10 protein-coding genes are annotated in these 16284 nt (G+C 38.1%); 7 read left to right on the forward strand and 3 right to left on the reverse strand.

Annotated features, from left to right (window positions below; genetic code table 11):
• Nucleotides 1–70 precede the first annotated feature (70 nt).
• The gene (locus tag AADJ06_RS06095) at nucleotides 71–1465 is read left to right on the forward strand and encodes a sulfatase (RefSeq protein WP_341225521.1); all 1395 of its coding nucleotides are present in this window, start codon (nucleotides 71–73) and stop codon (nucleotides 1463–1465) included.
• Nucleotides 1466–1794: 329 nt separating this feature from the next.
• The gene (locus tag AADJ06_RS06100; RefSeq protein WP_341225522.1) at nucleotides 1795–2472 is read left to right on the forward strand and encodes a hypothetical protein; all 678 of its coding nucleotides are present in this window, start codon (nucleotides 1795–1797) and stop codon (nucleotides 2470–2472) included.
• 73 nt (nucleotides 2473–2545) lie between these two features.
• Here the strand turns inward: AADJ06_RS06100 and AADJ06_RS06105 are convergent, their stop codons facing one another.
• The 3 genes from AADJ06_RS06105 to AADJ06_RS06115 form a co-directional block, all read right to left on the reverse strand.
• Entirely contained in the window at nucleotides 2546–4243 is a 1698-nt protein-coding gene (locus AADJ06_RS06105) for an amidohydrolase (protein WP_341225523.1), read from the reverse strand.
• A 151-nt stretch (nucleotides 4244–4394) separates the two neighbouring features.
• Nucleotides 4395–6992 (reverse strand): sodium-translocating pyrophosphatase, encoded by a 2598-nt coding sequence (locus AADJ06_RS06110; RefSeq protein WP_341225524.1) that lies wholly within the window; start codon nucleotides 6990–6992, stop codon nucleotides 4395–4397.
• Nucleotides 6993–7100: 108 nt separating this feature from the next.
• Nucleotides 7101–9968, reverse strand: a complete 2868-nt coding sequence (locus AADJ06_RS06115) for a S8 family serine peptidase (protein WP_341225525.1) — start codon at nucleotides 9966–9968, stop codon at nucleotides 7101–7103.
• Nucleotides 9969–9996: 28 nt separating this feature from the next.
• On the opposite strand from AADJ06_RS06115, the gene AADJ06_RS06120 reads away from it, so the two are divergent.
• From AADJ06_RS06120 to AADJ06_RS06140, 5 genes are all read left to right on the forward strand, one after another.
• Nucleotides 9997–12471 carry a PIG-L family deacetylase gene (locus AADJ06_RS06120; RefSeq protein WP_341225526.1) on the forward strand — a complete coding sequence of 825 codons (2475 nt, stop codon included), beginning with the start codon at nucleotides 9997–9999 and terminating at the stop codon, nucleotides 12469–12471.
• Between the two features lie 80 nt (nucleotides 12472–12551).
• The gene (locus tag AADJ06_RS06125) at nucleotides 12552–13427 is read left to right on the forward strand and encodes a VWA domain-containing protein (protein ID WP_341225527.1); all 876 of its coding nucleotides are present in this window, start codon (nucleotides 12552–12554) and stop codon (nucleotides 13425–13427) included.
• Entirely contained in the window at nucleotides 13424–14095 is a 672-nt protein-coding gene (locus AADJ06_RS06130; RefSeq protein WP_341225528.1) for a hypothetical protein, read from the forward strand. The genes AADJ06_RS06125 and AADJ06_RS06130 overlap by 4 nt, the downstream gene beginning before the upstream one ends.
• 6 nt (nucleotides 14096–14101) lie before the next feature.
• Nucleotides 14102–15046 carry a phosphoribosylaminoimidazolesuccinocarboxamide synthase gene (locus tag AADJ06_RS06135; RefSeq protein ID WP_341225529.1) on the forward strand — a complete coding sequence of 315 codons (945 nt, stop codon included), beginning with the start codon at nucleotides 14102–14104 and terminating at the stop codon, nucleotides 15044–15046.
• A 3-nt stretch (nucleotides 15047–15049) separates the two neighbouring features.
• Nucleotides 15050–16282, forward strand: a complete 1233-nt coding sequence (locus AADJ06_RS06140; RefSeq protein ID WP_341225530.1) for a pyridoxal phosphate-dependent aminotransferase — start codon at nucleotides 15050–15052, stop codon at nucleotides 16280–16282.
• Nucleotides 16283–16284: the final 2 nt, after the last annotated feature.

A 16284-nucleotide genomic window follows, 5' to 3' on the forward strand; every position in this document is an offset into this window, starting at 1 on the left:
GTATAATTCTCATTTTCTTTGTGTTTGTCATTGTAAACCAATGCCAAGACGGTAAACCTTTATCAAAAAAATGAAACCTTCATATCTAACGCTTACGCTGTTTTTGGCTATCTGCTCCTTTTCTATAAAATCCAAAGCTCAGGATAAGCCAAACATTATCTTGATAAATGTAGATGATATGGGCTGGAAAGATGTGGGTTTTATGGGAAGCAAATACTACGAAACACCCAATATTGATAGCTTGGCAGCTATGGGGATCATTTTCACCAACGGCTATGCCGCCTCGTCAAATTGTGCTCCTAGCAGAGCTAGTCTGATGACCGGGAAATGGACACCACGCCATGGTATTTACACGGTTGATGCCTCTGAAAGAGGGCTGTCAAAACACAGAAAAATAATTCCTACCAAAAACACCGTAACCCTGAGCAGAAACTATGAAACAATACCCGAAATTTTAGGCAAAAATGGCTACCAAACTTGTCATGCAGGAAAGTGGCATTTGAGCAATAATCCATTAGAATACGGTTTTCAAATCAATATTGGTGGTGGACATAATGGTCACCCAAAAAGTTATTACCCGCCTTATAAAAACGTAAACCTTTCAGCAGATAAAGGTCAATATCTTACAGATTTAGTGATGGAGAAAACCTTAGATTTTGTAGATAGTACCGAGTTTCCATTTTTTCTTTATTATGCTCCATACGCAGTACATACCCCTATTAATCCCGTAAAGAGCCTCCTAGCGAAATACTCAGTTAAACCTGCTTCTGAGGGTCAAGACAATCCTAAATATGCCACTATGGTGGAAAATCTAGATCGGAATATTGGTTTGCTAGTTTCTAAATTGAGAGAAAAAGGAATCTTTGATAATACACTTATTATTTTCACATCCGACAATGGCGGTTTGTACGGCATCACTAAACAAGGCCCGCTTAGAGCAGGAAAAGGAAGTTATTACGAAGGTGGTATTCGTGAGCCTTATATCTTCGTGATGAAAGATAAGATTAAGCCAAACACTATCAGCCATGTACCCATTACCAATTTAGATGTTCTGCCCACCATTTTAAACTACGCAGGTATTTCAGAAAACACATCTAAAACTGATGGTGACAACCTTGCAGCCATTTTAGAAGGTTCAAAAACGGAGCTAGAGCGACCATTATTTTGGCATTTCCCTATCTATTTACAAGCTTATAATAAGAGCGATAATGAAAACCGGGATGCCTTATTTAGAACAAGACCTGGCTCTGTGGTAAGGTATGGCGATTGGAAACTACATTATTATTTTGAAAACAATGAAGTGGAGCTCTACAATTTGGATGAAGATATAGGAGAAAGAAATGACCTTACTTCTAAAGAGCCTAAAAAAGTAGAAGAACTGCTAAACTACTTAAAAGATTGGTGGGCAAGCACAAATGCTCCGATTCCTCAGGAATTGAACCCAGAATATGAAGGAGACATTTAGATTGGGGATTGTGACACTTCTTAAGTGCCCCTATCTTAGAGCTTAGTTTTTGAGGTCCTATTTTCACGTCTTCGTTTTAGTACCTAGCTAATATTCTTCAGGGTTTGACTATGTTAAGCTCAGTATCTTACAAAAACCCTTTCTAACAAGATTAGATGCCGCAATAAAGACCATATAGCTCTATCCTATTTAATTCATACCTCCACTTAAGGCTCCTCTACAGAAATATCATGTCCCGCTCAGTAAGAAAAAGCCCTATTATCAAACATAAAATTTGAATAGCGTACTAAGCGAGGGATAAATTGTGCTAACAATAAACATAGCATAAAATGAAAAAATCAATTTTACTTACCCTTTTAACATTAGGTCTTACTTCTATAAATAGCTTCTCTCAAGATTTGAAAAGTGGTAAAAACACCATCATAAAAGTAGATTACCTCTACGCCTCTTTACTTTTGAATAACCTTGATAAATATGCTCCTGCCACATCAAGAGAAAAGAAAAGTTACGACAGTATCCAGAAACAGCTTAATATAGATTGGCAGAATAATTTATACGACAAAGCCTTAGCTGCTTTGTCTGAGAATGACATTAAAACAGAACCTATAAATGCATTGGAAAACTATAAGGTTCTTTATAACAATGGCTTCCCTACTATATTGATGGCGAAATCGGCCATTAAAAAGATGGTTAAAAACGGTTATAACTCTGACAACTTTATTCTTATCAAACTCAGCACCGAAGCAGATACTGGACTTAAAGGAGCTTCCACCACTACCGTAAACAAGTTTACGCCAAAAGCCAAAGTAACTATCGATGTCTTTACTTCTGATGGTAAAAAAGTGCATTCCGCTGACCATACGGCCTCTGCACCTGAAAAAGTAACCAATAAAGCCTATTTCGGAAGTAGATTTGACAAACTAGATGATGACATGATACTTAGACTTAAAGAGCTATATGAGCCTTTGATAAGTGAGGCTATTTCTGAGGCTGTGGCTAAACTTTAGCCAATTGTCCATCCAAAGACCATTTAAGCCAAAGCTCTCTAAGTTATGGCTTTTACTTTTTTTAGTATAATAACTATTTAGCTGTATACACCACCTTACCATCAAAAATGGTCATAGCCACTTTAGTTTTTAAAATATCTGCTTCTGGAATAGTCATAATATCTTTATCAAAAATGGTAAAGTCGGCTAGTTTGCCTTTTATGATAGAACCTTTTATTTCCTCATCAAATGCTCCAAAAGCAGCATCTATAGTATAAGACTTTAAAGCCTGCTCCCTCGTCATTTTTTGCTCTGATTCATATCCATTTTCTGGTGTTCCTTTTAAAGTCTTCCTGCTCACACTAGCGTAAAAACAAGCAATAGGATTAATGGGCTCCACCGGAACATCTGTGCCATTAACAATAGGTACTCCAGATTCTAAAAGTGATTGCCACATGTATGCACCTTCTTTAATTCGCTGCTCTCCTAGCCTATCTATAGCCCAAGGCCTATCAGACGACATATGAATGCCTTGCATGGCAGGAATTACATTTAACTCCGCAAACCGGGGTATATCAGACGGATTAAGATGCTGAGCATGCTCAATTCTGAATCTATGGTTCTGACTTTTATTCGGATATTTTTCAAAACCCAATTCATATTTATCAAGAATCTCTCTGTTGGCTCTATCACCAATGGCGTGACTACAAACCTGAAAACCGTTTTCTAGTGCTTTGTTAACTATTTTCTCAACACTTTTCAAAGGAATGGTAGAATGGCCGAAATGACCAGGCATGTCAGAGTATTCATCTAATAACCAAGCTCCTCTAGAACCTAAGGCTCCATCAGAATGAATTTTTATAGCCCTGATGTTTAAGAGCTTATCTTCATCAAAAACAGGCCCTTTTTTAAACCAATCTTCCAGCAAATTGCTGTCGGTACTTGACAGCATAGCATGAAGTCTAACCTTTAGCTTACCTTCTGCTTTCATTTTCCTATAGAGCTCTACAGTTCCTTTATAAATTCCGGCATCATGAAAACTGGTTATTCCGTTTCTGTGACAAGCTGCTATAGCTGACTCAAAGGCTTGTTGAACCCTTTCAGGGCTATCTTCAGGTATGGCACGGCCAATTATAGATTGAGCCCTTTCATTAAAGATACCCGTTGGCCTTCCATCTGGGTATCTAATTATTTCGCCACCTTTTACTTTCTTGGGAGTTTTGTTAGTGACCCCAGCCATTTCCATAGCTTTGGCATTAGCAAATGCCGCATGTCCGCTGGCATGACCCAGATAAACAGGATTATTGGGAGAAACAGCACTTAAAGCCTCATGGGTTTGAAAACCTTTGACCATAGATGCTGGAAGTTCTGACCATTTACTTTGGTGCCAACCTCGTCCTAATATCCATTCGCCAGGTTTGGCATTTTTGGCAGCTTCTTCCACTACATCAATGATATCTTGATAACTGGTAGTTTTGCTTAAATCCAGTTCTAATTCATTATATCCCAATCCCATAAGATGCCCATGCCCCTCTATGAAACCAGGTGTCATAGTTTTCCCTTCCAAATCTAACATTTCGGTGTTAGCCCCTTTGAACTTCAGAGCCTCCTCCATGGAACCACAAAAGAGAATTAAATTATCTTTAATAGCCACTGCTTCTACTTTAGGCTTAGCCTCATCCACTGTATAAATAGTGCCACCATGAATGATAAAATCTGCTTGTGAAGTATCATTTCCTGCTTTAAAGGAAAAGGCTATAAATACGGACAAAACGACAAGTATAATTCTCATGGCTGATTTCGGATAATAAGATTTAAGCTAAGAGTTTATTTTGTTAAAGTAAAAATTTACCTAATAAATTATGGAAGAGGTAGTAGCAAAAAAAAGCAGGCCGCCAATAAGATTGACAGCCTGCCTTAGTATTAATTAAGAAAGAAAAGAATTACTTCTCTCTCACACTTACCGCTATTCTACGGTTTTGTTTTCTTCCTTCTTCTGTATCATTTGTAGCTATGGCGTGCTTTATGCCATAACCTTCAGACTCAATACGCTCAGCACTTATTCCCATCCCTACTAAGGCCGACTTAACCGCTGCAGCTCTATCAGAAGACAATTTTAGATTTGCATCAGCATCTCCAGTATTATCTGTATAGCCACCTATTTTAATCTTGGACGTTGGGAATGCTTTCAATACTTGAGAAATATTAGCAACCTCACCCATGGTATTCGCATCTATAGTAGCACTACCTGTAGCAAAATTTAGATTTTGAAATTCGAACCAGTTATCTTTTCCCGCTTCTGTGTTTTCATCTTCTATAAAATCAACCAATCTCTGCTCCATACTTCCTTCTACAAATCCAAGACTTATGTTCTCTCCAAACATTTTAGTTCTATTAGTAGGTAGTTCCTTAAATACTGCATAACCTTCTTTTTCAACCGTAGGTTTATCTACAGCAATATGAGGTGCAATAACTAAGGAAACGATAGACATCAACTTAATAAGAATGTTCATTGATGGTCCTGAAGTATCTTTGAATGGGTCTCCTACCGTATCTCCAGTTACCGCAGCTTTGTGAGCTTCAGAACCTTTATACTCCATTTTACCATTAATTAAGACACCTTTTTCAAAAGATTTCTTAGCATTATCCCAAGCTCCACCAGCGTTATTCTGGAAAATACCCATCAAAACACCTGAAACAGTAACACCTGCTAAAAGACCTCCTAAAACCTCTGGCCCGAAAGTAAAACCTACTATCACTGGAGTAATTAAAGTGATAAGACCGGGAAGCATCATTTCTCTAATAGACGCCTTAGTAGAAATATCTACACATTTATCATATTCAGGTTTTCCTGTTCCTTCTAAAATACCAGGAATCTCTCTGAATTGCCTTCTTACCTCTTCCACCATTTCCATGGCTGCTCTACCTACGGCAGCAATAGCCAAAGAAGAGAAGATGAAAGGAATCATAGCTCCTACAAAAAGACCAGCTAATACATTAGCCTTATAAATATCAATAGATGAAATACCTGAAAGACCAACAAAGGCAGCAAAAAGGGCTAATGCTGTTAATGCAGCAGAAGCAATGGCAAAACCTTTTCCACTGGCAGCAGTAGTATTACCTACAGCATCTAAAGTATCTGTCCTTTCTCTAACTTCCGCTGGAAGCTCACTCATCTCTGCTATACCACCTGCATTATCAGCAATAGGCCCGAAAGCATCAATAGCCAACTGCATAGCCGTAGTGGCCATCATACCTGCCGCTGCAATAGCAACACCATAAAGACCTGCAAATTCAAATGATAAAAAGATACCCGCAGCTAAAACCAAAATTGGAATAACTGTTGACTCCATTCCTACAGCCAAACCACCAATGATGTTGGTTGCGTGACCTGTAGAAGATTGATCAACTATAGACTGAACAGGCTTTTTGCCCATTGAGGTATAATACTCCGTAACAATAGACATGATAGCTCCTACCACAAGACCTAAAATAATGGCATAAAAAACATCTATGTTAGTAAATGCTTCTCCTCTAATACTCATATTTTCAGGTAAGATATACATCACCAAAGGAAATGAAGCTATACCTGTAAGAGCCATTGAGCCCCAGTTACCAATATTAAGTGCATTTTGAACGTTTCCGTTATCATCCTTTACACTCACAAAGAATGTGCTGATAGCTGAGAATACTAAGCCCATACCAGCAATAAGCATTGGTAATAAAATAGGAGCTCCTCCACCAAAATTATCAGGAGAATCAATCTCTCTACCCAATACCATGGTAGCCAAAATAGTGGCTACATAAGAACCGAATAAATCGGCACCCATACCTGCTACATCACCTACATTATCTCCTACGTTATCTGCAATAGTAGCAGGGTTACGAGGGTCATCTTCCGGAATTCCTGCTTCTACTTTACCTACTAAATCAGCTCCTACATCGGCAGCTTTGGTATAAATACCTCCACCTACTCTTGCAAAAAGTGCAATAGACTCAGCTCCTAAAGAGAAACCTGCTAATACTTCTAAAGCTTTCTCCATGCCATGTGTGTCTCCCGTACCAGAAACAAACAAATGATAGAACCAAACAAACAATAAACTAAGAAACAATACAGCTAAACCTGCCACACCAAGACCCATTACTGAACCCGCAGTGAAAGAAACTTTTAATGCATCTTTTAAAGACGTTCTAGCAGCTTGTGTAGTTCTTACATTGGCTTTAGTGGCGATGTTCATTCCTACATATCCTGCAAATGCAGAAACAAATGCACCTATAACGAACGCAACACCTATTAACCAATGAGAATTTTCAACAAGGGTTCCTGACCATGTCAAAAGTAGAGCCACCGCTACTACAAATATTCCCATCACTCGCCATTCGGCTTTTAAAAACGCTAAGGCTCCATCTGCAATAGCCTGAGCTATTTCCTGCATTTTACCTGAGCCGGCATCTTGCTTGTTTACCCAATTGGCTTTTACCACCATAAAAAGTAGTCCGACTACTCCTAAAAGTGGCACTAAATAAAATAAAGAATCCATAAAGTTTTCTGGTTTATTTTTGGTTTAATTGTATAATAGTATGTTAAAAAAGTTCAGCAAATTTAGGGTTTCCATCAAAGAAAAAAAATTTAAACAATATAGCCTCAATCAGTTAGGACAATTCCCAATTTCAGCTTTGAAATTAGTGTTTATTTTTGATTCAAATCCTGGGTTTAATAAAATTGAATTTGGAGCTGTATAATTGATATTTGAACTTTCTTTAATCAGTTGTGACGAAGAGATTGGACTTCCATAATAACTCTGTTCGCTACTTTCTATAATGGTTGACTCTAAAGTTATAGGCGTGGTGGCATCTAAGAAACTAAATGGAATATTGACCAATTCTGGGCATGACCAATACTGAAGGCAGGTAGCTGTAACAGTCAATGGAGCACTTACGTTGTTTACAAGAAGACCATCACCATACGCTGTATTACCATTGTATTTCCACTCAATGGTCCCATCACAACCTAAACCAAAAAGCAAATAACTCTCCGTGGCACATAGGGTAATGGGAGAAGTTTGGGGTGCAGTGCTTGAAATACCATAAGAATATGGGTTACCTTCTTTATCATTCCCTGATATGGTAGTCCCATTTTTATTAAACGTTGCCGAAATTTCAGACCCTTTTATTAAAGTTTCAATTTGAGTATTACTAGCATATAATGACGATGTAGGATAGGCAAAAACATCTGGAACACTTCTAATTCTCACTGTAGATTTTGCTAATGAACCTGAACATAAACCTGGACGCTCCGATATTGCATAATAATATTTAGTTCCTAGGGTAAAAGTAGGCACCACTAAAGTATCGTTGCTAGAAAGCAAGTTCGTTAAATCTGCAGCTGCGTACCATTTAACAGAGGGTTCACCAACTGGCTCTTTTGTTTTAATGATTACAGAAAAACCCGATACACATAAAGGATCCAAGGTAGAATCATCGTTTGCCTTTAAAGTCCAAACACCTACAGGAAGTTTATCTTCATACACGTTCAAATCACCAGCAGCTTTAAAGCTTCCTGAACTTGGCAAGGGGTCACCTATCAAACTAGCACCATTTACATTAAAAACTGTAGTTACCATGCCAGAGCTTGCTGTTCCTCTTCCATAGTCACTTACTCTAACCAAATCTACCTCCACACCTTCTGGCGAAACTATACTAAAAGAAACTTCTTCATTAAAAGGTGTAGCCCCACCATCAGGAATGTCACAATTGTTTTGAGTGCCTCCATCTTTCTTTTCCCAGGTAATGGAAATTGAGACCGAATCTATCAATCCTGCAATACCCGTAACATTGACCGTAGGATATTCGCCACTCTTTAAAAAACCGTCAAAACCTACTGGTGAACCTGAGTAAGATGTTTCTTTGGGTCCAAAAGCATTGGCAGGAGCGGCACCTGGCGTAGCTACTACATAATTATTCTCTCCATCACAGTAAAAGGCAGTCAAATCTGTAACAGAAGGTTTTGAACTAAAGACCTCATTATAAACAAGCTTTAAGTCGTCTGACTCCACAATACAGCTACCCAAAGTTCTTACTAGCTTATACGTACCTTCGGCCTTGGCATAAAAGCTCTTAGCATTTGAAATACTAACACCGTTCAAAAACCATTCATAATTCTCAGAAGAAACAGCATTAATATCAAATAGAGCAGAATCTCCTTCACACAAAAAATTGGTAGGGCTTATAGTTGGCTGTTCAGCAAATAAGTTTTCTCCTTTACAAGCCACCGCTTTCAATAAGTTAACTCTACCAGTACCAAACATTCCTAAGCGTGTTGGATTTTCGCTATCAATATTATCGGAGGTAATTTTAAGAATCGTTTCTAAACTATCACCACTTAATGTAGGAAAACAAGCTCTCAAATATGCTGCACATGCTGATACCAAAGGCGTAGCCATGGACGTACCGTTAAAAGAAGCATAAGTATCAAACGGAATGGTACTCAATATACCACGACCGGGAGCCGAAATATCAACGTACTCACCATAACTGGAAAAACTACTCATGGCGTCATCTATATCTAAACTGGCTACGGCTACCACATGTTCGTAAGCGGCAGGGTATTGTAAAATACTATTTCCCTCATTTCCAGCAGCTGCTATTACCATGACCCCATTGGCGTAAGCGTCATTAATCACATCTTGCTCTAACTGTGAGAAACCTCCACCTCCCCAAGAAAGACTAATTATTTTTGCTCCTTGATTTACCGCATATGCCACTCCTTCATAACCATGGGTAATAGCCCTGTTGCCACCATAATTCGCCGTTCCCTTAATAGGCATAACTTTAACCCTATTATTTCCTGCGGAGGCTATTCCTGTAATATTATTATTAACAGCAGCCACTATTCCTGCCACATGTGTTCCATGCGAAAAACTAGCGTCAGGTGGAGTTGGGTCGGCATCATTATCACCTACATCATAGCCTGTCACCAAATTGGCTGCTAAATCTGGGTGAGTTATATCAAAAGCATTATCTACCACCGCCACTATAATATTTTGTACGCCTGGGTTAACATCCCAAGCTTCTGGAGCTTTTATCTTGTCTAAAAACCATTGCTGATTATAAAGCGTATCACTAGGCACACTAATTATTTCCCTTTTTCTGATTCTTTCTACATACTCCACGGTAGGATCTTCTTTCAGATCTTTCAAAACCTGTTCAATAGCAAGATCATTATTAAGTTTAATTCTGAAAACATCCTTTATTTCATCGTTTTTAGAAAAGAAATAAGGATTTGATGCATCCTCTATTTTGGAATTCGTTTTTTCAACAATTCCATTTATTATGGGGATTTCGCTTTGAATATTTACATCATTTGTAAGTTTAACCAAACCTCTTTTAATGAAATTGGGTTTAAGCTTAACATATATTTCTCCTTCAACAAAATCGTTGTTAATTTGCTGAGCCTTGCCAATGGTCACAAATGATAACCATACTAAGCACGCCGTTTTAAAGAATCTTTTTATCAATCTAATATATTTGAATATTCGCAAATTAATGAAAAAACTAAGTTTACTCCTTCTATTACTTACTTGTTTTATTGTAAGGTCTTTTGCTCAAAACCAAAATTATAGCACTGGCTCTCTTCTTCAAGGGCTCGACAAGTTAAATGTAGTAGGAACTGCCTTATACATTGCGGCACACCCAGATGATGAAAATACGCTTTTGATTACATGGCTAGCAAATGAAAGAAAGGTAAGAACAGGCTACATAGCCATGACCAGAGGTGATGGTGGTCAAAATTTAATTGGAACAGAAAAAGGTGATTATGCTGGCTTGCTTAGAACACGAGAATTATTAGGAGCAAGAAGCATTGATGGTGGCGAACAATTTTTTACAAGAGCTAATGATTTTGGTTATTCTAAAACTACCGAAGAAGCTCTAGCTACTTGGGGCAAAGAACAAGTACTAGCTGATTTAGTTTATCGAATTAGAAAATTTCAACCAGATGTATTAATAACCAGATTCCCACCTGACGAAAGAGCAGGACACGGACATCATTCAGCCTCTTCCTTATTAGCCGAAGAGGCTTTTGATGCTGCCGCAAACCCTAAGGCTTTTCCTGAGCAATTAAATGAAGTAGATGTTTGGCAAGCCAAAAGATTGGTTTGGAATTTTTATAATAGAGGTTTTACCAATACACCTCCTGAAGATGATAGTGACTTTATCTCCATGGATATTGGAGCTTATAACCCTTATTTAGGTGAGTCATATGGTGAAATTGGTTCTAGAGCCAGAAGTATGCATAAAAGCCAAGGTTTTGGTGCGGGGCTTTTTAGAGGGGAAAGAATAGAAATTTTAAAACATACCAAAGGAGAAGCAGCAAAAGAAGATTTATTTGATGGTGTAAATACCACATGGAGCCGTATAAAAGGAGGCGACATAGTCACAAAAATCATTATTGACATCAAAAGGAATTTCAAGCCAGAAATGCCAGCCGCCTCTGTGCCTGCTTTAAATCAGCTTTATAAGTTGATACAGACCTTACCTGAAAGCCCAATAGTTGACACTAAATTAGCTGAATTAGAAAACCTGATTCTCCGCTTTTCAGGAATTCATCTTGAAATTAACGCCAAAGATTATAATGTAAGCCCTGGCGACAAGCTAAGTGGAACCCTAAGATTAATCAACAGGTCTTTTTTAAAAGCAAGTCTTGCTAGTTTCGACATACCAAGCCTGGAGTACAAGCTCAATGAAGAAAAACAACTTAGTGATGGCGAAAGACTAGAAATACCTTTCACTGTAGCCGTACCAAAAAGCATGGCTATTTCGCAGCCATATTGGTTAAAGGAGGAGCACCCGATTGGTAATTACGTAATTAGCGATGAGTCATTGAAAGGTCTACCACTCTCCCCTCCCGCTATTGTTGGTCAAATAAAACTTAACATTGAAGGTCTTATCCTGACTATTAATAAACCTATTGATTATAAGTATGTAGAACCGTCTTTTGGTGAAATATACAGACCCTTAGAAGTTAGCCCTACTATTACTTTAAGTCCAAATACAAACTCGCTTGTTTTTAATAGCACTAAGGCTCAAGATATTTTGGTAACAGTTAGAGCTTCAGAAGAGCTAGTAAAAGGAAATGTGTATTTAGAACTACCTAATGGTTGGTCATATTCACCATCAAATGCTTCCTTTAACCTTAAGGAGAAAAATAGTGAAAGTGTTATAAAGTTTAGCGTGATTCCACCAAAAGAAGCATCAGAAGGTCAAATTTTGATAAAAGCTAACGCCAATGGTCAAACTTTTGAACATGCTAGAAACAGCATTAAATATGACCATATTCCTCAAACTACTACTTTCCCTAAAGCCGAAATAGAACTAGTAAAACTTGACCTTAAAAAGAAAGGAAAGAAAGTAGCTTATATCCAAGGTGCTGGTGACGATATACCAGAAGCGTTGAAACAAATAGGTTACAAGGTTGACTTTCTGACAGAAGAAGATTTAAGTAAAGACCTGTCTAGCTACCAAGCTATTTTGATAGGAATTAGAGCTTATAACGTACATGAGTGGCTTCCGTTTTACCATAATAAACTCATGAATTATGTAAAAAATGGCGGAAACCTTATCTGTCAATACCAAACGAGTAGAGGCTCCGAGAGCTTTACAGAAAAAATGGGGCCTTACCCTTTTAAACTAAGCAGAGACCGAGTAAGTGAAGAAGACGCAGAAGTTAGCTTTTTAAGGACTGATGAGCCTATACTTAATACACCAAACAAGATAGGAGCAGCTGATTTTGACAATTGGGTACAGGAAAGAGGTTTGTACTTTGCCTCCGATTGGGAAGCCAATTACCGCGGTGTTTTCTCTATGAATGATAAAAATGAAAGCCCAAAATCAGGAAGCCTTATTTATACCAAATATGGAAGCGGAAACTATGTTTATACAGGTCTTTCCTTTTTTAGAGAGCTTCCGGCTGGTGTATCAGGTGCATATCGCTTGATGGCTAATTTGATTTCAATGAAATGAGTTGGAGTAAAACAATTTCTTATTGGGAGATAATTTTAATTCTTTCCTTTCTTCTTTTTTATGCCCTCTACTTTTTTAGAATGCATAAAATAGGAAAGCAACTGGGTAAACCTTCAAAAGCTATTTACTTTAAGTTTTTTCTAAGAATCACTTATTTAGCCTTAATGATAATTGCCCTCTTAGGGCCTAGTTTTGGTATTTCTGAAACAGAAGCACGTTCATCTGGTAAAGACATTTTCTTTGCGGTAGACCTATCAGCATCTATGGACTGTACAGATGTTTCACCTAGCCGTTTAGAGAAAGTTAAAATTGAAATTACCAACCTCATAGAGCAATCTAAGGGAGACCGCTATGGTGTCATGGTGTTTTCCTCAAAAGCCTATTGGCAAATCCCTTTGACTTTTGATGTAAACCTAGTGAAAGAATTTATAGCTGGTATGAATACCGATATGATGCCAAACCCAGGGAGTAACCTGGAGGCTCCATTATCCATGATTCAACAAAAGTTTAGCCAAAACCAAGATAAGACTCGGTCTCAAATAGCTTTTGTATTTACCGATGGAGAATCATATTCTGAAGTGACGGAAGAGACTCTTTCAAAAATGAAACAAGAACAAAAGCAGCTGGTGATAGTGGGTGTGGGTACTGAAGTAGGATCGGATATTTTAGAGAATAATAGTCCCCTACTTCTGGAAGATGGCAGCTTGGCTATATCAAGGCTTGATTTAAATGGCTTAAAAGAAGTTTCTAGAAATGCCAACGCAAAACTCTACACATTAAGCTCCGAACAAGATAATTTAGAATTGGCTGTACAAGACATCAAAAACCTTAAAAGTGCTGTTATAGACAGGAACAAACTTATGGTAGCTAATAATAAGTTTCAAAATTTTCTCTTAGCGGCTTTTATTTTAGTTGCTCTCGATATTTTAATATCCACTAAAGTATTCCAGATTTGACACCTTTTTTCTTTCATATCATCAGGTTACTTTTTAGCTTCATTTCGCCTACTGACGCAAATGAAAGGGATGCTTTGCTTAGGCAATTAAACAATGCTTTTGATGGTAAAAACTGTGAATTTGTCAAAAGCACTTTTGATACATTACAATTCAAACAACTACCCATTTCTGTGGAAGCAAGGATAAAATTGGCCGATTGTTACCTTATACTAAATGATACTGCCAGCTTAAGACAAGAGCTTTCTTTCCTCTCTTATGTTAGAACTCCCTCCCAAAAATCTATCATTCTAAATCAAAAAGCTCAGCTAGCCGCCGTTAAAGGAGATACTTTAGAAGCAATAAATCTTCTAAAAAAGGCAATTGAGACGGAAAACACTAATACCTTTGCCAAACGGAATTATGAGTTGTTAAAAAAGATTTATCATCCTAATGAAAACAGGACTCCCCCACCAACCGCTCCAAAAACTGAAGATGCAGTGGATGAAGAAGCAGGAGGAATAGTGGATGCTTCTGGAGCTAAAGATGATGAACTTAATAGCAGTACACCTCCTAAGATAGAAAGGGCACAAGCTTTAAAACTTTTAGATGCCATGAGGGCAAACGAATATAACAAATTGCCAGTGCTTATAGACGCTGCGTCTGATACACTGGATTTTGGAAATTGGTAACAAAAAATGAACGTATTAAAAGAATCAAATTTTAGTTTTAAAGGTCAGCAGAGCCTTTACCACGGAAAAGTAAGAGACGTTTTCGGTTTTGAAGATGGCTTGCTAATGATAGCATCTGACAGAATTTCGGCCTTTGATGTAATACTGCCTGAAGCCATTCCCTGCAAAGGACAAGTCCTTAATCAAATAGCAGAAAAATTCCTTAAAGCCACGGCAGACATAGTGCCTAACTGGCTAGTGGCTGTTCCTGACCCTAATGCTACGTTCGGTCTAAAGTGTGAGACTTTTCCTGTAGAAATGGTGGTTCGTGGCTATTTAGCGGGCCATGCATGGAGAGAGTATAAAAGCGGAAAAAGAGAGGTTTGTGGTGTAAGTTTGCCAGATGGTTTAAAAGAAAATGATAAACTTCCTACGCCCATCATCACCCCTACTACCAAAGCTCACGAAGGCCATGACGAAGACATTTCTAGAGAAGAAATTCTAAAGCAAGGGATTGTAGACGAAGCTAAATACGTACAACTAGAAAAATATACTTTAGCTCTCTTTCAAAGAGGAACAGAAATAGCAGCCGAGCAAAATCTCATTTTAGTGGATACCAAATACGAGTTTGGAGAGAAAGACGGCGTCATTTATTTGATAGATGAAATTCATACACCAGACTCTTCTAGGTATTTCTATAAAGATACTTACACGGAGAATCAAGAGAAGGGATTACCTCAAAAGCAGCTTTCAAAGGAATTTGTGAGAGAGTGGTTAATAGCCAATGGTTTTCAAGGTAAAGAAGGACAATCTGTGCCTGAAATGACACCTGAAAAGTGCCAAGAAATAAGTACACGCTACATAGAACTCTATGAAAAAGTAACTGGTGAGGTATTTGTTCCAGCTAATAATGTAGATATTTATAAAAGAATAGAGAAGAATGTGAATTCATTCTTGGAAAAAAGAGGATAAGAAATGGAGTATAAGAAAAGCGAACGCCTTAACAATTTATCATATGCAATTAGAGGTCCTATCTTTGATAAGGCCCAGGCATTAGAGGCAGCTGGACATAATATAATCAATCTGAATATTGGAAATCCAGCACCGTTTGGCTTTGATATTCCCGATGAGATAGTGGAAGACATGATTCTCAACATCAGAAACGCTCAAGGGTATTGTCACCATTTGGGTATTTTCCCTGCCAGAAAAGCCATCATGCATTACACGCAGCAAATTGGCATTCAAGATGTTCGTATTGAAGATATCTTCATAGGAAATGGCGTAAGTGAGCTTATTGTGATGTGCATGCAAGCTCTTATAAATCCTGGCGATGAAATTCTTATTCCTTCGCCAGATTATCCATTGTGGACTACCGCCGTGGGGCTTTCTGGTGGTAAAGCAGTGCACTATGTGTGTGACGAAGCTGCCGATTGGAATCCAGATGTAGCCGATATGGCGTCCAAAATCACTTCAAAAACAAAGGCCATAGTACTTATAAACCCAAACAACCCAACGGGTGCGGTATATGAGAAAGATGTGCTAGAGCAAATTGTAAAACTTGCAAGAGAGAAAAATTTGATGGTTTTCTCTGATGAGATTTATGACAAAATCCTTTTCGACGGCAATAAACATGTGCCAATAGCTTCTTTAAGTGATGAGGTATTCTTCATGACTTTTGGAGGTTTGTCAAAAAACTACCGTGCCACAGGTTTTAGAGGAGGCTGGGTTATAGCCAGTGGAGCCAAAGAAAAAGCTAAAAGCTATTTAGAAGGCATAAACCTGCTAGCAAGTATGCGTTTATGTGCTAATGTACCTACGCAGTATGCTATCCAAACAGCTTTAGGTGGTTATCAAAGTATTGACGACTTGGTGGCTTCAGAAGGGCGTTTAAGAAAACAGAGAGACTTAATTCATTATAGACTTACGGATATTCCGGGTATTACCTGTGTAAAACCTAAAGGCTCCCTTTATGTCTTCCCAAAAATTGACATGAAAAAGTTCAATTTTGGAACAGACGAACAGTTTACCCTAGACTTACTAACCGACCAAAAAATATTAGTAGTACCAGGGTCTGGGTTCAATGCCTTTGATAAAGACCACTTTAGAATTGTATTTTTACCAAATACAGAAACATTAAACAAAGCGGTAAACGGAATAACCGAACTTCTCGATGAAAAGAGAGTCAATATTCCGGCGGCGGCTATTTAAAA

This window comes from uncultured Arcticibacterium sp. (genome assembly GCF_964021845.1).
GTDB lineage: Bacteria > Bacteroidota > Bacteroidia > Cytophagales > Spirosomataceae > Arcticibacterium.